17 protein-coding genes and 1 tRNA gene are annotated in these 19,327 nt (G+C 62.1%); 13 read left to right on the top strand and 5 right to left on the bottom strand.

What is annotated here, in order from left to right; translation table 11 throughout:
• Window positions 1–69 precede the first annotated feature (69 nt).
• From B4F07_RS09405 to uvrB, 5 genes are all read right to left on the bottom strand, one after another.
• Entirely contained in the window at window positions 70–1,575 is a 1,506-nt protein-coding gene (locus tag B4F07_RS09405; protein ID WP_293701314.1) for a S10 family peptidase, read from the bottom strand.
• Window positions 1,576–1,672: 97 nt separating this feature from the next.
• Complete coding sequence (locus B4F07_RS09400) at window positions 1,673–1,966, bottom strand: addiction module antidote protein (protein WP_293701316.1); 294 nt, start codon at window positions 1,964–1,966, stop codon at window positions 1,673–1,675.
• On the bottom strand, window positions 1,941–2,306 hold the full coding sequence (locus B4F07_RS09395) for a type II toxin-antitoxin system RelE/ParE family toxin (RefSeq protein ID WP_293701317.1): 366 nt from the start codon (window positions 2,304–2,306) through the stop codon (window positions 1,941–1,943). The genes B4F07_RS09400 and B4F07_RS09395 overlap by 26 nt, the downstream gene beginning before the upstream one ends.
• On the bottom strand, window positions 2,303–2,836 hold the full coding sequence (locus tag B4F07_RS09390; RefSeq protein WP_293701319.1) for a DUF4357 domain-containing protein: 534 nt from the start codon (window positions 2,834–2,836) through the stop codon (window positions 2,303–2,305). The genes B4F07_RS09395 and B4F07_RS09390 overlap by 4 nt, the downstream gene beginning before the upstream one ends.
• Before the next feature lie 62 nt (window positions 2,837–2,898).
• Complete coding sequence (gene uvrB / locus B4F07_RS09385; protein WP_293701320.1) at window positions 2,899–5,085, bottom strand: excinuclease ABC subunit UvrB; 2,187 nt, start codon at window positions 5,083–5,085, stop codon at window positions 2,899–2,901.
• An 88-nt stretch (window positions 5,086–5,173) separates the two neighbouring features.
• Between uvrB and B4F07_RS09380 the strand changes: the two genes are divergently transcribed.
• The 13 genes from B4F07_RS09380 to B4F07_RS09320 all read left to right on the top strand — a co-directional run bounded on the left by B4F07_RS09380 (window position 5,174) and on the right by B4F07_RS09320 (window position 19,318).
• Window positions 5,174–5,686: a DUF3617 domain-containing protein gene (locus B4F07_RS09380; protein WP_293701322.1), complete on the top strand. Its 513-nt coding sequence runs from the start codon at window positions 5,174–5,176 to the stop codon at window positions 5,684–5,686.
• Window positions 5,687–5,780: 94 nt separating this feature from the next.
• Window positions 5,781–6,179, top strand: coding sequence for a VOC family protein (locus B4F07_RS09375; RefSeq protein WP_293701323.1), 399 nt, complete (start codon window positions 5,781–5,783; stop codon window positions 6,177–6,179).
• A gap of 431 nt (window positions 6,180–6,610) precedes the next feature.
• Complete coding sequence (locus tag B4F07_RS09370; RefSeq protein WP_293701325.1) at window positions 6,611–8,371, top strand: tetratricopeptide repeat protein; 1,761 nt, start codon at window positions 6,611–6,613, stop codon at window positions 8,369–8,371.
• Between the two features lie 31 nt (window positions 8,372–8,402).
• A complete protein-coding gene (locus tag B4F07_RS09365) occupies window positions 8,403–9,575 on the top strand; it encodes a serine hydrolase domain-containing protein (RefSeq protein ID WP_293701326.1) in 1,173 nt (390 codons plus the stop codon).
• Between the two features lie 44 nt (window positions 9,576–9,619).
• Window positions 9,620–9,856: an acyl carrier protein gene (locus B4F07_RS09360; RefSeq protein WP_003039428.1), complete on the top strand. Its 237-nt coding sequence runs from the start codon at window positions 9,620–9,622 to the stop codon at window positions 9,854–9,856.
• 183 nt (window positions 9,857–10,039) lie between these two features.
• Window positions 10,040–11,299, top strand: coding sequence for a beta-ketoacyl-ACP synthase II (gene fabF, locus B4F07_RS09355; RefSeq protein ID WP_293701328.1), 1,260 nt, complete (start codon window positions 10,040–10,042; stop codon window positions 11,297–11,299).
• A gap of 315 nt (window positions 11,300–11,614) precedes the next feature.
• Window positions 11,615–12,532, top strand: coding sequence for an endolytic transglycosylase MltG (gene mltG / locus B4F07_RS09350; protein WP_293701810.1), 918 nt, complete (start codon window positions 11,615–11,617; stop codon window positions 12,530–12,532).
• Between the two features lie 111 nt (window positions 12,533–12,643).
• Window positions 12,644–13,393 (top strand): alpha/beta fold hydrolase, encoded by a 750-nt coding sequence (locus tag B4F07_RS09345; protein WP_293701329.1) that lies wholly within the window; start codon window positions 12,644–12,646, stop codon window positions 13,391–13,393.
• A gap of 103 nt (window positions 13,394–13,496) precedes the next feature.
• Entirely contained in the window at window positions 13,497–14,057 is a 561-nt protein-coding gene (locus tag B4F07_RS09340) for a peroxiredoxin (protein WP_293701331.1), read from the top strand.
• Between the two features lie 73 nt (window positions 14,058–14,130).
• Window positions 14,131–14,616: a 2'-5' RNA ligase family protein gene (locus B4F07_RS09335; RefSeq protein ID WP_293701813.1), complete on the top strand. Its 486-nt coding sequence runs from the start codon at window positions 14,131–14,133 to the stop codon at window positions 14,614–14,616.
• Window positions 14,617–14,677: 61 nt separating this feature from the next.
• Window positions 14,678–14,754 (top strand) — tRNA-Met (locus B4F07_RS09330).
• A gap of 190 nt (window positions 14,755–14,944) precedes the next feature.
• Window positions 14,945–16,270: a tyrosine-type recombinase/integrase gene (locus tag B4F07_RS09325; RefSeq protein ID WP_081095415.1), complete on the top strand. Its 1,326-nt coding sequence runs from the start codon at window positions 14,945–14,947 to the stop codon at window positions 16,268–16,270.
• A gap of 504 nt (window positions 16,271–16,774) precedes the next feature.
• Entirely contained in the window at window positions 16,775–19,318 is a 2,544-nt protein-coding gene (locus B4F07_RS09320; protein ID WP_136176541.1) for a TonB-dependent receptor, read from the top strand.
• The last annotated feature ends 9 nt before the right edge of the window (window positions 19,319–19,327 follow it).

Here is a 19,327-nt window from a genome sequence, read left to right as displayed (position 1 = left end):
CGGTCCCCCTCCCCATGGCTGCGCCACAGGGAGGATTAAAGTCCGCATACGCCGAACCCCGGCCCAATCCTACCGCGCCCGAATAAACGCCCGCACATCCGCGGACAATTTGCTGCGGTCTTCGTCGCGGATATACATCATGTGACCCGCGCCATAGTAAGTGTAGGTAATGCGATCCTGCGGAATGCCGGTGCGCGATAGCGCATATTCGGCGGCGAAAAAGGGCGTCGCGAAATCATAATAGCCCTGCGCAACGAGTACCTTCAGCCCCGAATTTTCGCGCAAGGCCTGCCCGATATAGGGCGCGACGTTGAGGTAGGCGTTGGTGTCGCGGCCGCCGATGCGCCAGTCCCATTGCCCGCCGATGCCGCCGATTGACTGATATTCGCGGTCGGTCTTGAACCCCAGCCCGTCGCGGCTCCAGCTGTTGATGGCCGCGGTATAGCTGGCGTCGATGCCGTAAAAGCTGGGATCGTTGTCGGGCTCTTCACCGGCGCTGTCATAATCCTTGCCGGTGTAGCGGCTGTCGAGGCGCCCAACGGTCAGCCCGCGGTCGCGCAGTAGCTCCTTATAGAAACGGCTCGGCGTGACGCGCAGGTCGGCGCTGTCGAGATAGGTTTCGGACAGGCCGGTGAAGCGCGCCAGTTCGCGGCGGATCGCGGCGCGCTCCTCGCCCTGCAACTTCTGCCCCTTGAGCAGCGCGGTGGCATAGGGTCCGATCGCCCATTGCCGCGCTTCCTCGGCAAAGGCTTCGGGCAAGGCGCCAGTCGCCTTGCCATGATAGAGCGCGGTGACCGCCATCGAGGGCAGGTTGGTGATGAACGACAGCTCGTTGCCCGCGGTGTCCGACCCCGCGGCAAAATCGAGCACGGTCGAAATCAGGATGATGCCGTTCAGCGCAACGTCGTTGTACGTCGCGTTCATCAACTGATTGGCGACCGCCGCCGAGCGCGTCGTGCCATAGCTTTCACCGCCCAGATATTTTGGGCTGTTCCAGCGGCCATTGTCGTTCAGCCAGCGGCGGATCACCTCGGCCACCAGCTTGGCGTCCTGCGTCACTCCGTAATAATCCTTGGGGTCCGCCTTGCCGATCAGGTGCGAGAAGCCGGTGCCGGGCGGGTCGATAAACACCACGTCAGTCACGTCCATCAAGGCGTCGGGGTTATCGACGATCGGATAGGGCGGCGCGCCATCGTCGACCCCGGTGCCGGGGATTGCCACGCGCTTCGGCCCGAACGCCCCCATCATCAACCAGACGGTGCCTGAACCGGGGCCGCCGTTGAACAGGAAGGTCACCGGGCGGCTGGGATCGCGCGGTTCCTTGACATAGGAAGTGGTGACCACCGCAACCTCGGCCACGCCGTCCTTGTTCTTGATGATCGTCTCGCCGATCGTCGCGGCATAGTTGACCCGCTGGCCGCCGAAGGTGCCGGAGAGTTTGGTGGTGCGAACCTGCGGTTCGTAATCGGCTGGCTTTTCGGCCTTGGGCTTATCGGCAGGGTTGTCCTGAGCGTAGAGGACGGAGGGCGCGGCAGCGGCAAGCGCCAGCGCGATAAGCGAAAGACCCGATTTCATATTGATTTCTCCCCGTTTAAGCGGCGCACCCTATGCAGCACCGGGGAAGGCGGCAAGGCCACTTGTCGGTCACAGCAGGGCTTTGGTCGAAGCGGGTTCAGGCGGCCCTCTTCGGCTGCACTGACAGTTCAAGGTCGAGGGCATCAAGAACGGCCATCAGCGTTTGAAGCGTCGGATTGCCGTTCTCGGAAAGCGCGTTGTAGAGTGCTTGCCGTCCAAGGCCCGACTTTCGCGCGATCTCGCTCATACCTTTTGAGCGGGCTATGTCGCCAATTGCTCGCGCAATCTCCTGCGGCGAGCCGTCTTCCATCCAGATTTTGAGATAATCGACAATATCGGCTTCGGACGAAAGATAGTCGGCGGGATCAAAGGGGATCGTCTTCGTTCCCAAAACCAAACTCCTTCGCCAATGCCTTCGCGCGGGCAATGTCGCTCGCCTGACTGTCCTTGTCTCCACCCGCCAGCAGCACGATGACCGTGTCGCCTTGTTGGATGAAATAGACGCGATAGCCGGGGCCAAAGAACATGCGCAATTCGTGCACGCCAACGCCCACCGACTGGCAGTCGCCAAACTGTCCATCCGATAGTCGCCGCAGACGTTTGATGATACGCAGCCGCCCATCGCGGTCGCGCAGCTTCTTCAGCCAGCGGGCGAAATCGTCGGATTGCTCCAGCGAAAAGCCTTGTCCTTTATATGGGACAAGATCAGGTTTGTCAATGACCTTCTTCACGCCTTGAACTCGTCAAGTCTGCGCCATGCAGCGTCGTCCGGCATTTGAACGAACCAAAATCGCCACCCATTGACGTTGTTTCCGGTGATAGCGCTGGCCGCTTCTGAAGGACTGGTTCTTGATATGCCGTCTTGGCCAAGCCACTTGCCATCACGGACCTCGGCAAAAAAGGTCTGGCCCTTGTAGTTAGCGCGGAACTGGGTTCCCTCAGGAAAATGAGCATTTCCGAGCCAAATGCCGCCTGTGTATCGCCCGAGCAGCGCACCCAAAGCATTCTCGCTGCTACGGATTCTATTTGATCGAAGGCCAAATATGCCGCCGACATTCTCAAGTGCGTTACGATCAGGCGCAGCCAATTGATCTGTTTCAACAGCCGCAGGAAGCAGGGCATTCGCTGCAGCGGCATACGGTTCTGCATTTGGAGTCGATAGCTTCAAAAGTCTCCGCAGTACGGCATTATACGAGTCGGTTTCGCTCTGCCGAAGTGCTGTAAGTGACTTAAAAACATCGAAATCTATATCGATCTGCATAATGCGCCCCAATTGCTAGATAGAGAGCATATAGCGCAATTAGTAAGAATAGTAAAATTAGATCATCGCCCCCACTTCGTCTTGCTCTGCTTCCCGAACCGCCCTTTGCGCGTCCCCGGCTTGCCCTCGTTGCTCCGCCCGACGCGCGGCGCGACCTGCTCGCCCGCGGGCAATCCCAACTCGTCGGCCTCCAGCTTGCGGATTTCATCGCGCAACCGTCCGGCTTCCTCGAATTCCAGATCCGCCGCCGCATCGCGCATCCGTTTTTCCAGGTCCTGGATATACGCGCGCAGATTATGCCCGACCATGTGCGTCGGCTTGTCGTCGCCGATGTCGATGACAACGCCGTCCTTCGACGCGACATGCGCGATGATGTCGCCGATGTTGCGCTTGATCGTCGTCGGGGTGATGCCATGTTCTTCGTTATAGGCGCGCTGTTTTTCGCGGCGGCGGTCGGTTTCGCGCATCGCGCGTTCCATGCTGCCGGTGATGCGGTCGGCGTAGAGGATGACGCGGCCGTCGACGTTGCGCGCGGCGCGGCCGATCGTCTGGACCAGCGATGTCTCGCTCCGCAGGAACCCCTCCTTGTCGGCGTCGAGGATCGCGACCAGGCCGCATTCGGGAATGTCGAGCCCCTCGCGCAGCAGGTTGATCCCGATCAAGACGTCGAACACGCCCAGCCGCAGGTCGCGGATGATCTCGATGCGCTCCAGCGTCTCGATGTCGCTGTGCATATAACGTACCTTCATCCCCGCTTCGTGGAGGAATTCGGTCAGGTCCTCGGCCATCCGCTTGGTCAGCGTCGTCACCAGCGTGCGGTATCCCGCCGCGGCGGTCTTTTTCGCCTCGACGATCAGGTCGTCGACCTGCTCCTCGACCGGCTTGATCTCGACCGGCGGGTCGATCAGCCCGGTGGGACGGATCACCTGTTCGGCGAACACGCCTTGGGTGCGGTCCATTTCCCAGGTGCCGGGGGTCGCCGACACGCTGACCGTCTGCGGCCGCATCATGTCCCATTCGGCAAAGCGCAGCGGGCGGTTGTCGATACAACTCGGCAGGCGGAAGCCATATTCGGCGAGCGTGATCTTGCGGCGATGATCGCCCTTTGACATCGCGCCGATCTGGGGGATCGTCTGATGGCTCTCGTCGACGAAGAGCAGGGCATTGTCGGGCAGATATTCGAACAGGGTTGGCGGCGGCTCGCCGGGCAAGCGGCCGGTCAGGAAGCGGCTGTAATTCTCGATCCCGGCGCAGCTGCCCGTCGCGGCGATCATTTCGAGGTCGAAATTGGTGCGCTGCTCCAGCCGCTGGGCCTCGAGCAGGCGGCCCTCGGCCTCCAGCTCCTTGAGCCGCTCGGTCAGCTCATGTTTGATCGCCTCCGACGCCTGCTTGAGCGTCGGGCCGGGCGTTACATAATGGCTGTTGGCATAAATGCGGACCGAATTGAGGTTCGCAATCTTCTTGCCGGTCAGCGGATCGAACTCGGTGATCTCCTCGATCTCGTCGCCGAAGAAGCTGATCCGCCACGCCATATCTTCATAATGCGACGGGAAAATCTCAAGATTGTCTCCGCGGACGCGGAAATTGCCGCGCGCGAATGCCTGGTCGTTGCGCTTGTATTGGAGCGCGACGAGCTTGCGGATGATCTCACGATTATCGGCGACCTGGCCCTTCTTGAGGTCGAAGATCATCGCCGAATAGGTTTCTACCGACCCGATGCCGTACAGGCATGACACCGACGCGACGATGATCACATCGTCGCGTTCGAGCAGAGCGCGCGTTGCCGAATGGCGCATCCGGTCGATCGCTTCGTTTACCGAGCTTTCCTTCTCGATATAGGTGTCCGACCGCGGCACATAGGCCTCGGGTTGGTAATAGTCGTAGTAGCTGACGAAATACTCGACCGCATTGTTCGGAAAGAAGCTCTTGAATTCGCCATAGAGCTGCGCCGCGAGGATCTTGTTGGGCGCCAGGATTAGCGCTGGGCGCTGCAATTCGTCGATGACTTTCGCCATGGTAAAGGTCTTGCCCGACCCCGTGACGCCCAGCAGCACCTGATCGCGCTCGCCGGTCAGCGCGGTATCGACCAGCTCGCGGATCGCGGTGGGCTGATCGCCCGCCGGTTCATAATCGCTAACCAGTTCGAATCGCTTGCCCCCTTCCACCTTGTCGGGGCGGGCGGGACGGTGCGGGACATAGCCCTCCGCCGTGTCGATTTCATCGAGCGATGTACGAATCTGAATTGCCATTGCTGCCAATATGGTATCGATGGGGCGGGTCCACAATCGCAATCAGTCCGCCACAGAGCAGGCAGCGGCTAGTCACAGGAGACAGGGTATGAGAAAGATTTTGACGATTGCAGCCGTCGGCACGCTCTTGGCGGTAACCGGCTGCGGCAAAGCCGAAAATGCCGGCGGCGCGGTCAAGCGCGAAGCCGGCAACTGGAAAACCGACGTCAAGCTGGTGAAGTTCGAAGTCCCGGGTATGCCGCCCGAAATGAAGGATGGCATGGCCAAGATGATGGAAGGCGCCAGCGGCATGGACCAGTGCTTCACGCAGGAACAGGTCGACAAGGAAGACATCGCCGCCGAACTGGCCAAAGGCCCGGGCAATGGCGGCGAATGCACCTGGTCGAAAAAGAATATCGCGGGCGGCACCATCGACATCGCCGGCACCTGCACCGCCAACGGCCAGACGGTCGATATGGCAATGAACGGCACGATGGAGGCCAAGAAATCGGATGTCACGATCACGACCAAGGGCAAGGTGCCGACCGGCGGCGACATGGAAATGGTCATGCAGATGACCAGCACCCACACCGGCCCGTGCAAGGCACCCGCGACGACCTGAACCGCAACGACTTGATCCGCGAGGTAATTGTCAATCGATCGGGGCGTCAGCAAAGCTGGCGCCCTTGTCGTATCGACGTAGGAGGAGATCGAAAATGCTGGGCTATGTGACGATGGGAACCGACGATATCGACCGGGCGCGCGAATTTTATGCGGCGCTGCTCGGTACGATCGGCGCCAGCGAATTGATGCGGATGTCGGACGAAGACAATGGCTTTACCCTTTATGCGACCAGTTGGGGGCAGCCCGGCATCGCGGTGACGCGGCCCTATGACGGCCAGCCGATGCACGCCGGGAACGGGCATATGGCCGCGATCGTCGTCGACGAGCGCGCCAAGGTCGATGCGCTCCACGCCAAGGCGCTGGACCTGGGCGGCGCGTGCGAAGGCCCGCCGGGGGTGCGCGGTGACGAGGGCGAACAGGCGTTTTACGCGGCCTATTTCCGCGATCTCGACGGCAACAAGCTGTGCGTTTTCCGAATCGGTTCGGCTTGAGCGCAGCGGGGTCCGGTCGGGGTCCAGACCTTCACGATCGACTTGCCGGGCGGGCGACAGGTGGGGCTGTCGGTCCACCCGGCGAAGTCTTGAACTGAGGCGGGCGGAAGGTCTGAAGAACGCCAGGGACCAGCTCGCGCCCTTCACTTGCCCGTCTCAACATCGCGCCGTTGTAGGAGGGACGCGATGTCCCCAGAATGACAGGGTTTCGAATATGTGGCAGTTACAAGGGGTCACATGCCGCAATGTCGCCATTTGATAAGCTTTTGTTCACTATGTTTCAAATTTTGTCCATGCTGATTGGCGAAGGTCCAAGCTTCTGATATGCTGCTGCGTGCGCCTGTTACCGTTACGTCGGCGTAACAAGGACTGGTCGCGCTTGTTGAATGGCGTATCACCCGCACCGCCCGCCGTGGGCATTTGAGGGTAGCATGGACCACGCGAACGCGAACGAGACGCAGAATCCCGGCGAGACAGAACGGATTATTGCCGAGGAGTTGGAGCGACTGCTCGAATCCCCGATGTTCGTGCGGTCGCCGGTGTTGACGCGGCTGCTGCAATTTCTGGTCGAGCATCGGTTACGCGGCGGGCGCAGTTCGCCCAAGGCCTATGCGATCGCGACCGAAGCGCTGGGCCGCAGCGCAGATTTCGATCCCGCGGTCGACAGCTATCCGCGTGTCATGGTCGGACGGCTGCGCAGTTTGCTCGACCGCTATTATGCCGACACGCCGTGGATCCATCGCTTGCGTGTCCCGCAGGGCAGCTATGAGATCGTCGTCCAGCGGCGGATCGCGCCGCCGTCGCGGTCGGGCGACGACGCGGCCACCGCGCATGACGTCAAGACCGCCGCCGACATGGACGGGCCAGGCGCGCCGCGCGCCCCCGGCGATACCGGCCAGGCCCATGTAGGTGGCCCGCGCTATGGCCGCTGGGTTGTTGCGCTGCTCTTGTTCGCCGTTGCCGTCGTTGCGCTATGGTCGTTGCGCAGTGGACCTGACCGGTTGTTCGTCAGCGATCCAAAGCCCGTGCCGTTGCTCGAATTGAGCGCCCCGGTTTCCGGTAGCACGGCCGCGTCGCGGGCGGTTGCGCGGGCGCTGGACGGCAAATTGCGTGACGGTCTGCGGCGGTTCGATCTGGTCGATCTGTTGAGTTCAAAGGTGCCCGGCGACACCGCGCGGCGCGCTGCCGATTATCGGCTCGACACCTCGCTTGTCCGCGATCTGGAAGGCAATGTCGAGGTGACTTTGGTGCTGAACCGCCTCGCCGATCAGCGCGCGATCTGGTCGCAGCAGGTCCGCGCAGCCGACGCGGAAACGCCGCAGTTCGCTGCGATGGAACCCTTGATCGCACAAATTGCGGGCGATTATGGCGTCATCGTGCGCGATCAGGTGGAGCGCCAGCCCGACAATTTTGCGCCCGGCTTTCCCTGCCTGGCCCAGTTCAACCGGTTGCGCCAGCTGCGCAATCCCGCCGGGGCCAAGCAGGTTGATGCCTGCCTCCGCGCGCAGTTGGAGCGCGACAACCGCAATCCCGTCGCGCTCGCCGCGCTGTCGCTACTCCGGTTTGGGGACTGGCAGCCGCAGCGGGCATCTCCCGCGGGGCGCGAAGCCTTTGCCGAAGCCCGCGCGCTGGCGTTGCAGGCCTATGAAAGCAGCCCCAGTTCGACGGCCGGACTTTTCGCGATGGCGCGCGCAAACTATTATGCCGGCAATTGTCCGGCGGGAAATACGATGGGCGAAGCCGCGCGGCGGCTCAATCCCTATAACCCCGATATTGCGGGCTTTCTGGGCCTGTTCAAAATCACCTGCGGGCAGGCGGTGGAGGGAGAAGCGCTGCTCCGCCGTTCGCTGGCGCTCGACGACAGCTACCCCGGCGTTCCGGCGGTCACGCTGGCATTCATCCTGTCGCAGCGCGATGACCAGGCCGAAGCGCTCGCGGTGCTCGATCAGATGCCGTCACCCAGCACCATGGAGCCGCAATATATAATGGTCCGGGCCATCGTCCTGGCGCGGCAGGGGGATGTCGCGGCGGGCCAGGCGCAATGGCGCCGTCTGCTGGCCTATACCCGCCAACCGGCCAACGCCGCGCCCGAAACCGTGCTCAGTCGTTTCATGATCACCCCCTTGGTGATCCAGCGGGCGTCCGCAGCGCTGCGCGATTCGGGGGTTGTTCCGGCCACGCCTGCGACTTGACGCGCTGATATGGGCTGATCAGAACGGCCTGATGCTGCTCGCCCTCGCCTTGCTCGCCTCCCCGCCCCCACCGCCGGCCGCGGTGGTGGTGCATTTCGACCGTGCGGGAACGGTCGAAACGCGCGTGGTCGTCGGTCAGGCGGACCGGGCGACCGGACGCGCGCTGACGCCGGATGACCCGGTACGCATAGCATCGGTGTCGAAACTCGTCGTCGCGCTTGGCGTGCTGCGGCTGGCCGAGCAGGGGCGGCTCGATCTCGACCGCGATGTGTCGGACTATCTCGGCTGGCGGCTTCGTCATCCGGACTATCCCGACCAGCCGATTACCTTGGCACAACTGCTCGGCCATCGCTCCGGGCTCGCGGATCGGGTCGATTATGCGCTGCCGCTGGATGCCGATCTCGAAACGGCGCTCCAGAACCCCGCCGCGTGGGACGCACCGCGCCAACCGGGCGGCGATTTCGTCTATGCCAATCTCAACTATCCGGTCGTCGCAGCCGCGATTGAAGGTGCAACGGGTGAGCGGTTCGACCAGGCAATGGCGCGGCTGGTGCTGCGCCCGCTCGGCATCGACGCCTGTTTCAACTGGCCGACATGTAGCGACGCCGCGGTAGGGCGCGCGGTGGTGCTCTACGGCGCCGACGGCGCGGTCGTCCGCGACGACATGAGGGGCGAGCGCCCTGCCTGCCCCGTTGTTCCCGCTCGCGACGGCAGCTGCGATCTTGGTACCTATCGCCTTGCCCGCCATGGCGCCGGGTTCAGCCCGCAAGGCGGCCTGCGCATCTCGGCGAACGGACTGGCCAGGATCGGCGTCATGCTGCTGCGCCGCGGCGACGGGTTTCTGAAAGCAGATAGCCTCGCCCGGCTGGAGGTCATGGCACCGGTGCGTCCGGCGACCGGCGAGGGAACCGACGGATTCTTCTGCGAATATGGCGCTGCGATACACAGCACGGGCACCGGTGCCGCGACCGGGCCGGGGTGCCGCGACGACCTGTTCGGCGATGGACGGCGGCGGCTGGGCCATTCGGGCGATGCCTATGGATTGCGCTCGGGGCTTTGGTACGATCTTGAAGCCGGCACCGGCACGGCCTATTTCGTGACGCAGGTACCCAGCGGACAGAAAGGGAGGCGTTCCGCCTATAGCGCGGCGGAGGAGGAACTGGTCGATACCAGCCCTCTTGCCAGCCCCGTCCACGGACACTAGGGCAAATCCCAACATTCACGGCTTAGTCAGAAAAGGAATAGCGCATGAGCGATTCGGCCGAAAAGGTTAAGAAGATCGTCGTCGAACATCTGGGCGTCGAAGCCGACAAGGTGACCGAAGAAGCAAGCTTCATCGATGATCTGGGTGCCGACAGCCTCGACATCGTCGAACTGGTGATGGCGTTCGAGGAAGAATTCGGCGTCGAAATCCCCGACGACGCGGCGGAAAAGATCGCCACCGTCAAGGACGCGATCGACTATATCGAAGCGAACAAGGGCTGATCCAGCCTGTCCGGCGTTGCCGGATTCGGCGGCGACGCCGTCCACGCAATTCCGGCTCCCCGGTCTCGAGCGCTCGTGCGCAGCGACCGGGGAGCTTTTTTTATGCGCACGCGTCCTCTAGAAGCGCGCGAACTACAATGATGCGGGCGCCTGCGGGGGCGGGGGCCGACGAAAGGAATGACTATGCGCCGGGTTGTGGTGACGGGATTGGGTTTGGTGACGCCGCTGGGCGCCGATGTGGAAACCACATGGGCCAATTTGCTCGCGGGCAAATCTGGCGCGGGTCAGATCACCCATTTCGACGCCTCCGACTATAAATGCACGATCGCGTGCGAGGTGAAGGGGCCGGACCATGAATATGGCTTCGATCCCGGCAAGCGCGTCGATCACAAGGTGCAGCGCCAGGTCGATCCCTTCATCATTTATGGCATCGACGCCGCGGGGCAGGCGATCGAGGACGCGGGTCTCGAGGACATGACCGAAGCGCAGAAGCTGCGCGCCGGCTGTTCGATCGGGTCGGGCATCGGCGGCCTGCCGGGCATCGAGAGCGAAAGTCTGCTGCTCGCCGAAAAGGGTCCGGGCCGCGTCAGCCCGCACTTCGTCCACGGCCGCCTGATCAACCTGATTTCGGGCCAGGTCAGCATCAAATATGGGCTGATGGGACCGAACCACGCCGTCGTCACCGCTTGTTCGACCGGCGCGCATTCGATCGGCGATGCGGCGCGGATGATCCGTGACGACGACGCCGACATCATGCTCGCGGGCGGCGCCGAGGCGACGATCTGTCCGATCGGCATTGCGGGCTTTGCGCAGGCACGCGCGCTCAACATGAGCTACAACGACCGCCCCGAAGCGGCGAGCCGCCCCTATGACAAAGACCGCGACGGGTTCGTGATGGGCGAGGGCGCGGGGGTCGTCGTGCTCGAAGAATATGAACATGCCAAAGCGCGCGGCGCGAAAATTTACGCCGAAGTCGTCGGTTACGGCCTGTCGGGCGACGCCTATCACGTCACCGCGCCGCACCCCGAAGGGTCGGGCGCATTCCGCTCGATGGAAATGGCGCTCAAGAAAGCGGGCATGGCCCCGTCGGACATCGACTATATCAACGCCCACGGCACCTCGACGATGGCCGATACGATCGAACTCGGCGCGGTCAAGCGCCTGTTCGGCAACGCGATCGGCGACGTGTCGATGAGCTCGACCAAATCGGCGATCGGCCACCTGCTCGGCGGCGCCGGGGCGGTCGAAACGATCTTCTGCATCCTCGCGATCCGCGACCAGATTGTCCCGCCGACGCTCAACCTCGACAATCCCGATGAAGGCACCGACGGCGTCGACCTCGTTCCGCACACCGCGAAAAAGCGCCCAGTCAAGGCGGCGCTGAACAACAGCTTTGGCTTCGGCGGCACCAATGCGAGTGTGATCGTCAAAGCGATCGATTAGACTCATATCCTCCCTGTCGCGAAGCCATGGGTAGGGAGACCGCCCGCGAAGCGGGTGGTGGAGGGGCAACGACGGCGGCGGCAAAGCCCCTCCGTCAACGCTCCGCGCTGCCACCTCCCCATGGCTTCGCCACAGGAAGGAGCAAAACCTCTTTCCTACATTTCTCCGCCATGCTTTAGCAGCCGGGAGCTTGCCGAGGCTTCGCTTAAAGCCACAAAGGACACAAAAGGACGCTGCACATGCGGGGCTTTTGTGGCTTTAGCAGCGGCATCCGACTGACGGGAGAATCAGGTGTATCCGTTCCGCTGGCTGACGATGGCAATCTTGGCCCTCCTGCTCGCCGCCTGCTCGGGCGGCGCGCCTGCGGATACCGTCGTGGTGATTCCGCAGGGCGCCAGCATCGCCAAAGCTGGTGAAATCCTGGAGGACGCAGGCGCCGTCTCTGCCTCCAGCTTCCGCAACGAAGCGCGCTTCTTCGCCTCCGACGATCCGATCAAACCCGGCGAGTACCAGATCGAAAAGGGGATGGACGCGGGAGACATCCTCGAACTGTTCCAGTCGGGCAAGACGATCCAGCGCCTCGTCATGATTCCCGAAGGTATGCCGTCGATCATGGTGTGGGAGCGGCTGATGGCCGAAAAGCGGCTGACCGGCGAAATCCCTGTGCCGGCCGAGGGCAGCATCCTGCCCGACAGCTACGCCTTCACCACCGGCGAAAGCCGTGCCGCGGTCGTCAAACGCATGCAGGCGGCGATGGACAAGGCGTTCAACGAACTCTGGGCCAAGCGCACCCCGCGCACCGCCGCCAAGGACCGCAACCAGGCGATCACGCTCGCCTCGATCGTCGAGAAGGAAACCGGCGTCCCCGCCGAACGCCGCACCGTCGCCGGCGTCTATACCAACCGCCTCGCGGTCGGCATGCGGCTCCAGGCCGACCCGACGATCATCTACCCGCTCACCAAGGGCAAACCGCTCGGCCGCCGCATCCTGCGTTCCGAAATTCAGGCGGTGAATGATTACAACACCTACAGCATGATCGGCCTGCCCAAGGGACCGATCGCCAACCCCGGCAAAGCCTCGATCGCCGCCGTGCTCGATCCCGAGCCGACCGACTATCTGTTCTTTGTCGCGAAAGGCGACGGCGGCCACATCTTCGCGCGGACGCTGTCCGAACATAATGCCAATGTGCAGAAATGGTATCAGCTGCGCCGGGATCGCGGGGAGATGGAGTAACAGGCGTACACGTCGCCCCCGCGAAGGCGGGGGCCGTTGGCGGCTTATCCCGTCGGCGATTGGCAAGAACGACAGTGGCCTCCGCCTCCACGGGGGCGACGGAGAAACGATATGACCGCCAAACTCTTTCTCCACGGCGTCCCCGACAGCCCCGCAATCTGGCGCCCGCTGCTCGCCGCACTCGATTTGGGCGACACGCCCGTCGCGGTTCCGGCGCTCCCCGGCTTCACCGCGCCGCTGCCCGGGGGATTCCCGGCCACCAAGGAAGCCTATGCCGACTGGGCAATCGGACAAGCCGAAGCGTTGTTCGTCGCGCACGGCCCGATCGACGTTATCGGCCATGACTGGGGCGCGCTGATTGCCCAGCGCGTCGCGATGCTGCGTCCCGATCTGCTGCGCAGTTGGGCGATCTCGAACGCGGTGATCGATCCCGACTATCGCGGCCACCGCGTCGCGCGGATCTGGAACACCCCGATCCTCGGCGAAATCTTCATGGCGCTGAGCCAGCCAGCGAAGCTGGCGGAGGGATTGGCGGCGCAGGGCATGCCTGCTGACATCGCCGCCGAAGAGGCGGAGCAGTGGCAGAACAAGGACAAACGCCGCGCGATCCTGAAACTCTATCGATCGGCCAAGGGGCTCAGTTTCAAACATGACTGGGCGCGCGATATCGGCAAATTGCCTGCGCAAGGGGCGTTGATCTGGGGCGCCGACGACCCATATGTGCAACTGTCGGTGGCACAGCGCTTCAGCGCGAACACCGGCATCCCGCTCACCGTCATCGACGGGGCAGGGCATTGGGCGATCGCCGAGCGACCCGCAGAGGTCGCGGCGGCACTGCATCGCTTTTGGTCCGCGCTCTGATCGTCTGACCCAATCAATATAAGCGGCCCACTCGATTTGACCCGCGTCCGCCGGTCTGCTTTTGGTGCGCTGCACAAAAATCCCACAGAAAGGATTCTCTCCCATGATCAATCAACCCGTTCCCGCCGTGACCCTCAAGACGCGCGTCCGCGACGAGGCTGTCGACGGCCCGAACCCGTTCCGCTGGCAGGACGTCGACACCGGCGAAGCTTTTGGCACCGGTCGTCACATCCTGTTCGGCCTGCCGGGCGCCTACACCCCGACCTGCTCGAACGAGCAGTGCCCGGGTTTCGAGCGCCTTTATGGCGATTTCACCGCTGAAGGTGTCACGGACATCCATTGCATCAGCGTCAACGACGCGTTCGTGATGTACAATTGGGGCAAGAGCCTAGGCGTCCAGAACGTCAAGATGGTCCCCGACGGCTCGGGCGCGTTCACGCGCCGTATGGGCATGTTGATCAACAAGGATCATGTCGGTTTCGGCATGCGCAGCTGGCGCTACACCGCGATCGTCGATGACGGCATCGTGGTTCAGATGTTCGTCGAACCTGGCATCAACGATGTCGGCACCGACAGCGATCCCTATGTCGAATCGACCCCCGAAAAGGCGCTCGAGTGGGTGAAGGCGAATCCCTATCGCGGCAAGCTGGCACAGGCGGCCTAGACCAATAGGCGGCCCGGCCATCCCTCCTCCCGATCGGGCCGCTGGCGCCGCACCCATCATCGTGACCGCGACGATGGGTGCGGCCGACCAGCGTTTCTTCGACAATCTGCGCGCGGCGCATTTTCCGCCCGAGCGCAACTATCTGACCGCGCATATCACGCTGTTTCATCAGCTGCCGCCATCGGCGCTGGACGAACTCGACGGGCTGATCCGCCGCATCGCCGCCGACACCCCGCCGCCCGTTGCGCGGCTGCGTGAGGTCTATTCGCTCGGCAAAGGCGTCGCCTATCGCATCGACAGCCCCGACTTGCTCGCGATCCGCGAACGCATCGCCGAACATTTCACCGGCATGCTGACCGCGCAGGATCAGGGGACGCCGCGGCTCCACATCACGGTTCAGAACAAGGTTGCGCCCAGCGAAGCGCGCGCTCTGCTCGCCGAACTCACCGCCGATTTCGTGCCGCGCTCCCTGGCGATCACTGGGCTTGCCGCCCACCACTATCGCGGCGGCCCGTGGGAAGCCGCCTTCGCCCGGAATTTTCGCGGGGATCGCACATGATATTGACCCGCGCCAGCACCCTGCCTATAGGCGCTGCTCGCCCGTCGAGGCGGCCCTGTGGGGCGGAGTAGCTCAGCTGGTTAGAGCAGCGGAATCATAATCCGCGTGTCGGGGGTTCGAGTCCCTCCTCCGCTACCAACCCGGATTGTCCACCAGTGACCCACTGAGGCCACTGGCAGACATTTTTCGAGGAAAATCAAATATTTTTCGCGTCCCGTTGCGTACGCCGGCGTCCCGGTGCGACCGGCTGCGGCCACCCACGGCGATTTGGATTGGGGGTATTTTGGGGGTATTTTTCGGCTGTCCCCAAAACAGGCGATACCCCCAGATGGCTTTGAAAGAACTTGAGGTCAAATACGCCACCAAGCGGCAGCGCCCCTACAAGCTGTCCGATGGAGAAGGCCTGCACCTGCTCGTCCAGCCGAACGGATCGAAGCTCTGGCGCCTGAAATACCGCTTCGACGGCAAGGAAAAACTGCTGAGCTTCGGCAAATATCCGACCGTCACGCTGGCGATCGCCCGCGAGAAGCGGACCGAAGCCAAGCGGCTGCTCGATCAGGGTGAGGACCCCGCCGAGGCCAGGAAGCGGGCGAAGAAGCAGAGGGCCGCGCTCAAGCTGTTCGAAGAGATTGCGCGGGCCTGGCACGCCAATCGTATTGAAGGGCTGGACTCGGCCCATGCCCTGCGCGTCATCAACCGGATGGAGCGCGACGTCTTTCCGGTCATCGGGAAGCGTCCGATCACGGAAATCGACCCGCCCGAGATTCTCGAGATGATCCGCGCGGTCGAAGCGCGCGGCGCCCTCGATATCGCCCGTCGCCTCAAGCAGAACGTCAGCCAGATCTATCGCTTCGCGATCGCGAGCGGCTGGGCGACCATCGATCCGACGCTCGGCCTCAACGATGCGCTCAAGCCCAAGCCGCCCGTCAGGCACATGGCGCGCGTGCCGCTCGCGGAGTTTCCGAAGCTGGTGCGAGCGATCTTCGCCTATGACGGCGAGGACACGCCGCGCCGCCGCGAGATCACCCGTGACGCGCTGCTGTTCACCTTGCTCACATGGGTCCGAACCAGCGAAACCCGCTTCGCGGCCAGGGACGAGTTCGAGGATCTCTATGGACCGAACCCGCTATGGCGTCTGTCGCCGGAGCGCATGAAGATGGAACGTGAGCATCTTGTTCCGCTGTCCCGCCAGGCCGCAATGATCGTTCAGCGCCGCTTGCAGGCGACGAACGATGCGTTCCTCTTTCCCGGAGCCAAGCCTGGAAAGTCTATTTCCGAGAACACCATGATCTATGCCTGTTATCGGATGGGGTATCTCCATCGGCAGACGGTACATGGGTTTAGGGGGCTCGGCTCGACCTGGGCGAACGAAGCCGAACGCTACAAGCCGGATTGGATCGAGATGGCGCTCGCTCACGAGGACGAGGATGAGGTGCGCGGCGCTTACAACAGTGCGCTCTATCTCACACCGCGAAGGCGGATGCTCCAAGACTGGGCCGACGTGATCGACGCGGCAACCGCAGTGTCGAATGTCGAGAAGAATCCTATCGAGTTCTCACAATTCATGCGCTGTTCCGCTCCCATCCAGCACCTGCCACCAAGCGACCAGAGACAGCCGTATTGGCAACGCCCCCTTCGGGCGGCTTCGCGATGAGCCTCAAAAGTCAGAACCGCCGATTTAGAGGCGCGGTTTTCTGCCATAGTTGTTAGAAATATCAGCTACTTAGATGCATCCGCGAATAGTAGAATGAACTCCAAGAAACCGTATCTCACTACATCTCATCATAGCTGATTCCCCTTGCAACTCGACAAGGGAAACCGCCGGGACCGCCAATTACGCCGATACATCGTCTGGAAGGGCTCGATTGGGGCGAGCAGAACGCGCGCATCCGTCCCGATGGACGCGCTCAGCGTGACTAATTCAATGAAATATATGGGGTTATTTGCGTCGCCACGAAGCGTCAGCGGTGCAGGCTCATCAGTCCTTAATCAATGAGTGGGAGGAATAGTTCGCCAACAAATTGAATTGGACGATGAGCCCCAAGGCGCGGCAAATGGCGCCAAATCAAAAAATGCCGTGGGGAGGACAGTCATGGTCACAGCCTTTAGGACAAATTTGCTTTGTGCCACCGCGCTATCGATCGCGTGTGCGCTTGCAGTGCCGGCACATGCCCAGGACGCTGCATCGCAGGGCGAAAAGCCCGAGGCGCAGGAAGGTGGCCTTGAGACAATCGTCGTCACGGCGCAGAAGCGCGAACAGAATTTGCAGGATGTTCCAGCCGCCGTTTCCGCCATAGGCGGCGAGACGCTGCGCACGCGCGGCATCACGGAGACCTCAGACTTGATGGGCGCGATCCCCAGCCTGCAAGTCACCACTCCCTATGGTCGCACCCAACCGAATTTCTCGCTGCGCGGGATTTCAGTGGCGAACGAATTTTCCGCCTCCACTGCGTCGCCGGTTGGCGTCTATGTCGATGAAGTCTATCAGAGCTTCCGGGCGAGCCATGGCCTGCAACTCTATGACATCGACCGGGTCGAGGTACTGCGCGGACCGCAAGGAACACTCTACGGTCGCAACACCACGGGTGGCGCGATCAGCTTCTTCACGCGCAAGCCGGATCTGGGAGAGGCCAATGGCTATCTGACCGCCGGCTATGCCAATTACGACACTTTCACGGTGCAGGGCGCCGCTGAAGCGACGCTGGTTCCCGACATCTTGGGCGTCCGCGTCGCCGGTACTTTTGCAAAAGGGGATGGTTGGCAGCGCAATGTACTGCCTGGGAATGAGCGCGACCTAGGGACCACCGATACGATCGGCGGTCGCATCTCGATCCGCTTCCGGCCCGATCCCGATCTCGACATCAATTTGAAGCTCTATGCCGCGAAGGACGATCCATGGGGCACCGCGCCCTATGCAGGTGGTCAACTCGCGGGCGGGCAGGATGCGCTCGGCTATTCGCGTTACGATCCGCAACCTTTCCTAGGCGGGCGGTTGCTGCGTGACAATGAGGTCGCAGTTGATCGGGTAGGTAAGAACATCAGCAAGTCGAAAGGGATAGCCCTCAACATCAAATGGGATGTCAGCGACCAATTCTCCGTCACCTCGATTACCGGCTACGACACCGGCGACTATATCAACAATCCTGATGATTGCGATGGCGGCCCAGCCGATCTCTGCTCGATCGGCTACACGTCGACGAGCAAGAATTTCAACCAGGACCTGCGTTTCAGCTATTCGAACGACCGCCTCGATATCATTGCCGGCCTTTATTATGGCAGGGACAAGGTCAAGACGGTCAACTACCCGGACTTTTTCGGGGCGCTGAGGCCGCTGCTGCTTGGCGCCGGTCTTCCGGGCAGCTACAATAACGCCGCAATCGGAACGCCCGACGCGATCCGCTATATCCCAGCCTTTGCCGCCAATCCGGCGTTGGGGCCTGGCGATGCCGGATTCTGCGACGCGATCGAGATCAATCCCAACGGCTTCCTTGATGCACGCTCGCTGATTGCACTCCAGACCGACATCGCGATCAATAATACGGGCAATGGCGGCATGGGGGGTAGCTTTTCGGCGGGCTGCGCCGGGGCAGGCGCGCCTCCGTTCACCCCGATCCTCGGCGAACAGCGTTTTGACGTGTCGCGCCCCTCGAAGGCGATCTACGGCGACGTAACCTGGAAAGCGACCGAGCGGCTGACCGTGGCGGTGGGTGCACGCTACACCCAGGATAAGGTCAATTACCTTAACGGCAGCACTTTCCTCTATGCGCTCGACGGTACGACGCCGGTTGTCAACCTGATCCCCTACAGCAATCCATACAACCCCAATCTCGCGCCGCTTGAGCAGCGCGAAAAGGCAAACAGGCTAACCGGCCGTATCAATGTCAGCTATGAGTTCGCCGATGATATCATGGGCTATCTCCAGTACAGTCGCGGTTACCGCAGCGGCAGCTTCAACGGGCTTGCCTATCAGGGCGTCAATCAAGTCTATTATATCCAGCCTGAAAAGGTGAATGCATATGAGGCGGGGCTCAAAACCCGGCTGTTCGATCGCCGCGTCCAACTTAACCTCGCGGGCTTCTACTACGAGTATTCGAATCACCAAGTAACGCAGGTGGTCGGCGCTACAACCTTCACGCGCAGCGCCAATGGTCGCCTGTTCGGTGGCGAGGCCGAACTCGCCTGGCAGGTGGCCGATACGTTGCGTTTCGATGCTTCGCTGGGCTATCTCAACAGCAAGTACAAAGGCAATGTGATCGATCCGGCAAACCCGGCCAGCCCGACATTGAACGTCAACGGCAATCCCTTCCCGAACGCGCCGGAGGTTACGTTCCAGGCCGGATTCGACTGGGATATGATCGATGACGGCACCAACAAGCTGACCTTGCGCGGTGATGCGTCCTACATGGGCAAGTACTATTTTGATCCGTTCAAGAATTATGGGCAGACACCGTGCGATACACCCCCAGCGGGATCGAACATAACGCTCGCGGGTAAGGCGATTACATGCGCAAATCCGGGCTACTGGCTCGCCAATGCGCGATTAACCTATGCGCACGACAATATGTCGGTTAGCTTGTGGGCGAAGAATCTGTTCGACAAATATTACTACACCTACGGCCTCAACCTCAACGTGTTCGGCTACGATTATCTGAACCGCGGCATGCCGCGCACTTATGGCGTCGAAGCGACAGTCAAGTTCTGATCGCTGCTG

Origin of the sequence: Sphingopyxis sp. UBA6723 (assembly GCF_002454115.1) — a bacterium.
Classification (GTDB): domain Bacteria; phylum Pseudomonadota; class Alphaproteobacteria; order Sphingomonadales; family Sphingomonadaceae; genus Sphingopyxis.
This window is presented reverse-complemented; position numbering and strand designations above follow the sequence as displayed.